This is a genomic window from Dyella sp., from assembly GCF_036568765.1.
In the GTDB taxonomy this organism is placed as follows: domain Bacteria; phylum Pseudomonadota; class Gammaproteobacteria; order Xanthomonadales; family Rhodanobacteraceae; genus GSA-30.
The window spans coordinates 1-6,572 of record NZ_DATCRY010000111.1 but is presented as its reverse complement, the minus strand read 5'-3'; the positions used below and the strand labels follow the sequence as shown (position 1 = coordinate 6,572).

General features: G+C 63.6%; 6 protein-coding genes. 2 read left to right on the top strand and 4 right to left on the bottom strand.

The genetic code is table 11. The features are described from left to right. From VIM98_RS07940 to VIM98_RS07930, 3 genes are all read right to left on the bottom strand, one after another. Positions 1-1,352 (bottom strand): efflux transporter outer membrane subunit (locus VIM98_RS07940; protein ID WP_331992562.1); only part of this gene is annotated, 1,352 nt, incomplete at its 3' end. A gap of 23 nt (positions 1,353-1,375) precedes the next feature. After that, the gene (locus VIM98_RS07935; RefSeq protein ID WP_331992561.1) at positions 1,376-1,834 is read right to left on the bottom strand and encodes a MarR family transcriptional regulator; all 459 of its coding nucleotides are present in this window, start codon (positions 1,832-1,834) and stop codon (positions 1,376-1,378) included. 74 nt (positions 1,835-1,908) lie between these two features. Next, positions 1,909-2,181 (bottom strand): hypothetical protein, encoded by a 273-nt coding sequence (locus tag VIM98_RS07930; RefSeq protein WP_331992560.1) that lies wholly within the window; start codon positions 2,179-2,181, stop codon positions 1,909-1,911. Between the two features lie 187 nt (positions 2,182-2,368). Between VIM98_RS07930 and VIM98_RS07925 the strand changes: the two genes are divergently transcribed. Further along, a complete protein-coding gene (locus tag VIM98_RS07925) occupies positions 2,369-3,166 on the top strand; it encodes a helix-turn-helix transcriptional regulator (protein ID WP_331992559.1) in 798 nt (265 codons plus the stop codon). A gap of 71 nt (positions 3,167-3,237) precedes the next feature. Here VIM98_RS07925 and VIM98_RS07920 read toward each other — a convergent pair whose 3' ends face one another. After that, complete coding sequence (locus VIM98_RS07920; protein WP_331992558.1) at positions 3,238-5,670, bottom strand: S9 family peptidase; 2,433 nt, start codon at positions 5,668-5,670, stop codon at positions 3,238-3,240. Between the two features lie 194 nt (positions 5,671-5,864). On the opposite strand from VIM98_RS07920, the gene VIM98_RS07915 reads away from it, so the two are divergent. After that, positions 5,865-6,527, top strand: coding sequence for a carboxylesterase (locus tag VIM98_RS07915; protein WP_331992557.1), 663 nt, complete (start codon positions 5,865-5,867; stop codon positions 6,525-6,527). Positions 6,528-6,572 lie beyond the last annotated feature (45 nt).

Below are 6,572 nucleotides of genomic sequence, written 5' to 3'. Positions count from 1 at the left end.
GCGTGCAGCGCGGCCATGCGCTGCTCGGCGACCAGCAACTGCTGGCGCACGCTCAACGCCTCCAGGTAGCTGCCGATGCCCGCCTTGTAGCGCTGCTCGGCCAGCTTCCAGGCGTCGTTGGCCGCATCCAATGCGTGTTGTTGCGCGGCGATCTGATCCTGCATCGACTTCAATCCGGACAAGTCGTCGGCGACATCGTTGACCGCACCGACCAGGGTCTTGTTGTAGTCGGCCACCGCCTCGTCGTACTGCGCGTCCTTCGCAGCCAGGTTGTTGCGCAGGCGACCGCCGTCGAAGATCGGCAGGCTGATCGCCGGACCGCCTTCGTAGAAGCGGGCCGGTAACTGGAAAATATTGCCGCCGCCCAGGCCGATGATGCCGGCCATCGCGCTGATGCTCAGGTCAGGCAGAAAGCGGGTCTTGGCTTCCTTGATGCCCTGGCTCGCCGCTTCGACGCGCCAGCGTGCGGCCACCAGGTCGGCGCGATGGCCGATCAGATCGATCGAGAGATTCTGTGGCACCGCCAACGCGGCCGGCTGCAGCAGCTGCGGGCGGCCGATCTCCAGCCCACGGTCGGGGCCTTTGCCGAGCAAGACAGACAGCCTGCTGCGCGCCGAGTCGATGGCGCGATCGGCCACGGCGATCTGTTCCTGCGCGCTGGCCACTTCCGAATCGGATTGCTTGAGCTGCAGCTGGTTATCGATGCCCGCGGCAACGCGCTGCGCGGTCAGCTCATGCGCATGATTGGCGCGATCCAGCTCGGCCTTGGCGACATCCTGCTGGGCATAGGCATAAGCCAGTTGCACATAGGCTCGCGCGACATTGGCAGACAGCTCGATACGGACAGCACGAGTCTCGATATCCGCAGCGCGGGCGCTACCTACGGCCGCTTCCCAAGCCGCCTTCTTGCCACCCCAGAGATCGGCATCCCACTTGAAGCTGCCGTATGCGTACTTGGCGGCGGCGAAATGACCGTTGCCGAAGGGTTCGATCGTGGTCGGCAAACGCGCACCCGCTACCGAGGCGCCGGCATTGACGGTCGGGCCACGCTCGGCATCGGCGATGCCCGCTTCGGCCTGGGCCTGGCGCAGGCGCGCATCGGCGATGGCAAGGTTGGGATTGTCCTTGAGCGCTTCTTCGATCAGGCCGCTCAGTTGGGCATCGCCCAAACCCGTCCACCAGTCCTGCTGCGGCCATTGGGCCGGGGACAGGTCGAGCCGGGCAAGGCTGCGATCGGCCTTGAGGGTAGCCGGATCGGTCAGGCTGCCTTCCGGATGCAGGCCGCCGCTGCTCGCACAGCCGGCCAGGGCCAAAGTGATCGCGGTTGCCGCCGCAAGTAAGTGCAGACGCATGGGAGTGTCCCGGAATAGTCGATTCAAGTCTTGTCGCGGAGCGCGTGCAGTACGCGCGCCAGGTATTCGTGCAGTTGGTTCTTTTCCAGATCGGTCAGGCTGCGCTGCGCCGCAGCCAGCACGCGGTCGTTGCAGTCGGATAACTGTCCCCAGACAGCCGCACCGGCTTCGGTCAGTTCGATACGCAAAGCTCGGCGATCCTGCTCGTGCGGGCAGCGCCGGAGGTAACCCTTCTTTTCAAGCTGGTCGAGCTGGCGCGTCATCGCGCCGGCATCCAGCTCTACCGCCCGGGCCAGCTCAGTGGCTGACATCGGGCCGAGCCGGGCCAAGCGCTTGAGGATCAGGAACTGGTTGAACTTCAGGTCCATCCCCAGAGCGGTCATTTCCGACTCGATGTCGCGGACGATTTCGCCGCGGACCAGCCCAAGCAGGACACCGAGGTTCTCGTTAACAGGATGCGCGGGGGCGAACTTCTTTTCCATGCCGCACATAATATTGCCGAAAATATATTTGTCAAGGCAAATATATTGGCGACAGTCTTTGCTCTAGCTAATGTTCATACTTCAGCTAATTCAACGAGCCGTACCGGCCGCTGGCGAGCGGTCAGTTCGTCGTTTACCAAGGCACGCATGGCCGGATCGCGAATCTCCATCAGGTCGAGCAGTCCGAGCGCGCGAACCGTTGGCAGCAGGGCCAGCCATTCCGGTTCCACCCTGCACCGCAAGGCCTCCGGGGTGGCTGGATCGAGCAATAGCTGGGCCTGTGCAACAAAGCGGACCAGGGCGGTCGCGGCGTCCGCGGGCGCGCGCGGTATAGCGGAAATCAACATGCCGATCTCCTTGAAATCATTGAGGGCGTCCGGGTGGGTTCGAAACGTAGACGCTTCAGCTGGCTGGGCTGTGACAACAGCTGACGGGCTTGGGCGCGGGGGATGGACGCGGGTTGGCGATCAAGGATAGGCCCGGATGGTGGTGGCCTGATATCGTTAACACGCCATAATTTGTCGTAACCCGGACATGAATACCTCGCACGAGACCATCTTCCGGCGCATCGAGTGCGCGGACGGCCCCGATCTGATCGCCTACGTGGTGGACAAGACGGAACCGATGCCGACGGATGAACACGACTGGCATAGCCATTTGCGCGGCCAGTTCTTCTACGTCGAAAGCGGCCTGCTCAGTGTGCAGACCCGGAGCGGCTCATGGACCCTGCCGCCGCACCGGGTCGGCTGGATGCCACCGGGCGAACTGCACACCATCCGCATCAGCGGCAGCATGCGTGGCTGGGGCGTATTCGTCGCTCCACGCGCAGCCACCGGCATGCCCTCCGAAACCTGCGTGCTGGGCGCCAACGATCTGTTGCGTGCGCTGGTCTTTCGCGCCAGCACCTGGGTCCTGGAAGACACGCTCGATGCCGAGCAGGAACGCTTGATGGCCGTCTTGATGGACGAAATGCGCCGCGCACCGGTCGAGCCGCTGCACTTGAGCATGCCGCTGGATCGCCGCTTGCGGCGAATCGCGCATGCTGTGCTGGAACATCCTCGCGACAATCGCAGCCTGGAAGAGTGGTCGGCCTGGGCAGGCCTGTCTGCACGCACGGTCACGCGGCTGTTTCGTAGCGAAACCGGATGCAGCTTCGCGCAATGGCGGCAGCAGGCGCGTCTTTCGCGCGCGCTGGAACGGCTGGCCGAAGGCGAACCCGTCGCGGATGTTGCCGATGCATTGGGCTATGCGAGCGTCAGTGCCTTCGTGGCGATGTTCCGTCGTAGTTACGGATTACCGCCAGGGAAGTATTTTGCGGCGATAAGCGCTTGAGAGCCGGGGAGTGAGGAGTGACTAAAAGCAAGAGCCTGTCACAGCTTCCCCCACTCCTTACTCCTCACGACTTACTTCGATTTCACATACGTCTCGAACAATTCATCGATACGCCGATACTCGTCGTACCATGAATCCGGATGCACGAAGCCGTGCCGCTCCATCGGGTACAGCGAGATCCAGAAGTTCTTCTTGTGCAGCTCGATGAAGCGCTGGTACATGCGCACGGAATCCTCCGCCAGCACGTTGTCGTCGATCAGGCCGTGCTGGATCAGCAGCGGGTCCTTCAGCTGGTCGGCGTATTCGATCGGCGAGCTGACGCGATAGCTCTCCGGGTCGAGTTGTGGATCGTTGAGGATGTCGGAAGTGTATTCATGGTTGTACAGGCGCCAGTCGCTGACGGGACGCAGCGCAGCGCCGGCGGCGAATTCGCCTGGCGCGCGCAGCAGCGCCATCTCGGTCATGAAGCCGCCGTAGCTGCCGCCGTAGATGCCCACGCGCTTGCCGTCGATACCGTGCTGCTTGACCAGCCAGGCCTTGCCGTCGAGCAGGTCTTCCAGTTCGGGATGGCCCATCTGGCGGTAGATCGCCGTGCGCCAACTGCGGCCATAGCCTTCGGAAGCGCGGTAATCCATATCCAGAACGACGTAGCCCTGCTGCACCAGCAAGTTGTGGAACATCTGCTCGCGGAAGTAGTTCGACCATGACAGCGTGACGTTCTGCAGGTAGCCCGCACCGTGCACGAAGATCACCGCCGGACGCCCCTTGGCCTCATCCGGATTCGCCGGACCGTAATACTTGGCCCAGATGTTTCCGGCGCCATGCGAAGAAGGCACCTGGATAATCTGCGGTGCGATCCAGGCATGCGCGGTGAAGGCAGGCTTCATCGTATCGGTCAGCTCGCGCGGCGCACCTCCGGCAGCGTCCTGCACTGCCAGCTGCGCCAGCACGTAGGGCGCGGAGTGCACCACGGCCAGTTGCTTGCCGTCCGGCGAGAGCAGGAAATCGTCCATGCCCTGGTACTGCGTGAGGCGGGTCAGCTCGCCGCCCGCTGTCGGCAGGCGATAGACGTCGTAGCTGTATGGCGCGGCCTTATTGGTGCGCACATAGAACCACTGGCCGTCGTCGCTCAGTTGCGGATGACTGACTTCGAACTTGCCTTCGGTCAGCGCACGCGGCTTGCCGCCCGGCAGCTTGGTGTACAGCTGCGAATAACCGGTTTCCTCGCTCAGGTACCAGAGCGTGCGGTTGTCCTTGAGCCAGCCGAAATCGTTGAAGTTCCAGTTGATCCACGCCTCGTCGTGCAAGCGATGCTGATTGACCAGCGCGTGCTTGTCGAAATCGACGCTGGCGATCCAGCGATCCTTGTTGTCGATCGCGCGCAACTGGATGGCCAGGTTGCTGCCGTCGTCGCTCCATACGATGCCGCCGCCACCGCCGTCGTCGGCGTCGGAAATGATTCGCACCGCACGTTCGTCCGGCGCCTTGAGCGCCTTGGCGCGATCGGTCTTGCCGTCCTTTTCCAATGCGGCGACCGCCTTGGCTCGCAAGATCTTGAGCGGGTCGTCCTTGATGCCAGGCAGGCCGTCGAGCGACAACGGGTAGCTCTTGTGCTGAGCCAGGTCGACCAGCAGCAGCGATTGCGGCGTCGGGTCGTTGCGGCCGACATAAACGCGCGTGTCTTGCTGGGTGGCATAGCCCGAATCGGTCACGTAGTGGGTTACTTGCGGCTTCTTGCCTTCGTCGACGTTCTCCGGTTGGGTGACCAACAGCATCCAGCGCCCGTCCGGCGACAGTTCGGTGTCGACCAGATCGGCTTTGTCGCCCAGGTAGATCGGCTCGGGCACGCGGCTGGAATCGACGGCCGCGAGCGCATCGTCGTGCTCGCGCAGCCCGTCTTTATCCGCCTTGATCTGGCGCAGGGACTTGAACAGGCGCAATTGGTCGGCGCCCAGGTCGTCGATCTTCTTGTCCTTGTCCTTCGGATCGTCGGCGAATTTCAGCTGCGCCGCAGGCGCCACCACGCCGGCGGCGATGTCGTAACTGAACCACAGATTGGCCTGGCGAAACTGCAAGGCACGACCGTCGCTGGAAAAGCGCAGTGCCGATTCGATTTCCGGCGTACGCGTGACCTGCACGCGGCGACCGTTGGCAAGATCGACCAGGAACACATCGCCGTGGCGGATAAAAGCCGCATGGCGATGGGCGCGGTCGAACACCGAGGGGCCATCGGCCTGGACCTGGCCGGCGGCATCGAGCTTGTCCGAGCGACCGCTGGCGATATCGACCCGATACAGATCGCGCACCTTGCTGTCGTCACGCTTAAGCGCGTAATAGATCGAACGCCCGTCGGCGCTCCAGTAAGGTTGCTCCACCGCTGCACCGATCCAGTCCGGATTGGCCATGATGGTCTCCATGTCCAGCGAGCTGCCGGCCGGAGCCTGCGCGAAAGCCTGTGGCAACACGGCCAGGGCGGCCAGGCCGGCGACGAACGTACGGCGCATGGTGTGCTCCAAAGTCCAAAACCCGTCAGCATAGCCAAGGCAGGCCCTGCCGCAAGCGCCAAGGGTTGGTTTTCTTACCGGCACGGTTGCAGGTAACCTTCGCCGGTTTGTCGTCCGGTGCCATCATGGATGCCGATGCATAACGCCCGCTTCCCCTCGGGTCATATCAGCCACCGTCCGCCAACGAGTCCCCCATGACCTTGCCGACCGTCGAACACGAAACCGCGGCCCAGCCGCGCTACAGCATTCTCTGGCTGCACGGGCTCGGCGCCGACGGCCACGACTTCGCGTCGATCGTGCCCGAGCTGGTCGCGCCGCACTGGCCGGCGCTGCGATTCGTGTTTCCGCACGCGCCCGTACGCCCGGTCACCATCAATGGCGGCATGCCCATGCGCGCCTGGTTCGATATCGTCGGTATCGACCTGCAGATGCGCCAGGACGAAGCAGGCATGCGAGCCTCGATGGCCGAACTCGAGGCATTGATCGCGCGCGAAAACGAACGGGGCATTCCGGACGAGCGGATTTTTCTGGCCGGCTTTTCACAAGGCGGTGCGATCGTACTGTCTGGCGGCCTGCGTCATCGTCGGCCCTTGGCCGGGATCATTGGGTTATCCACGTACCTGCCCCTGCAGGAAGCCTTTGTTGCCGAGCGCAGTGCCGAGAACGCGGCCACACCCATTTTCTGGGGCCACGGCAGTGCGGACCCGATCGTGCCGCTGACGCGCGGCGTCGCTTCGCGCGACCTGCTGCAATCGCTGGGCTACCAAGTGGACTGGCATACCTATCCGATGCCGCACGCGGTCAGCCCGCAGGAGACCGCGGACCTCGGCCAGTGGCTGGGTGCTCGCCTGGTCTGAAATCGCCAGGCCGCGCGACGAATGCCGCTGCGGCAAGCATACTGT

What these genes read in the sequence shown, in the direction of transcription:
- VIM98_RS07935 (WP_331992561.1), bottom strand. Translation starts at nt 1,834, where the DNA reads ATGGAAAAGAAGTTCGCCCCCGCGCATCCTGTTAACGAGAACCTCGGT.
- VIM98_RS07930 (WP_331992560.1), bottom strand. Translation starts at nt 2,181, where the DNA reads ATGTTGATTTCCGCTATACCGCGCGCGCCCGCGGACGCCGCGACCGCC.
- VIM98_RS07925 (WP_331992559.1), top strand. Translation starts at nt 2,369, where the DNA reads ATGAATACCTCGCACGAGACCATCTTCCGGCGCATCGAGTGCGCGGAC.
- VIM98_RS07920 (WP_331992558.1), bottom strand. Translation starts at nt 5,670, where the DNA reads ATGCGCCGTACGTTCGTCGCCGGCCTGGCCGCCCTGGCCGTGTTGCCA.
- VIM98_RS07915 (WP_331992557.1), top strand. Translation starts at nt 5,865, where the DNA reads ATGACCTTGCCGACCGTCGAACACGAAACCGCGGCCCAGCCGCGCTAC.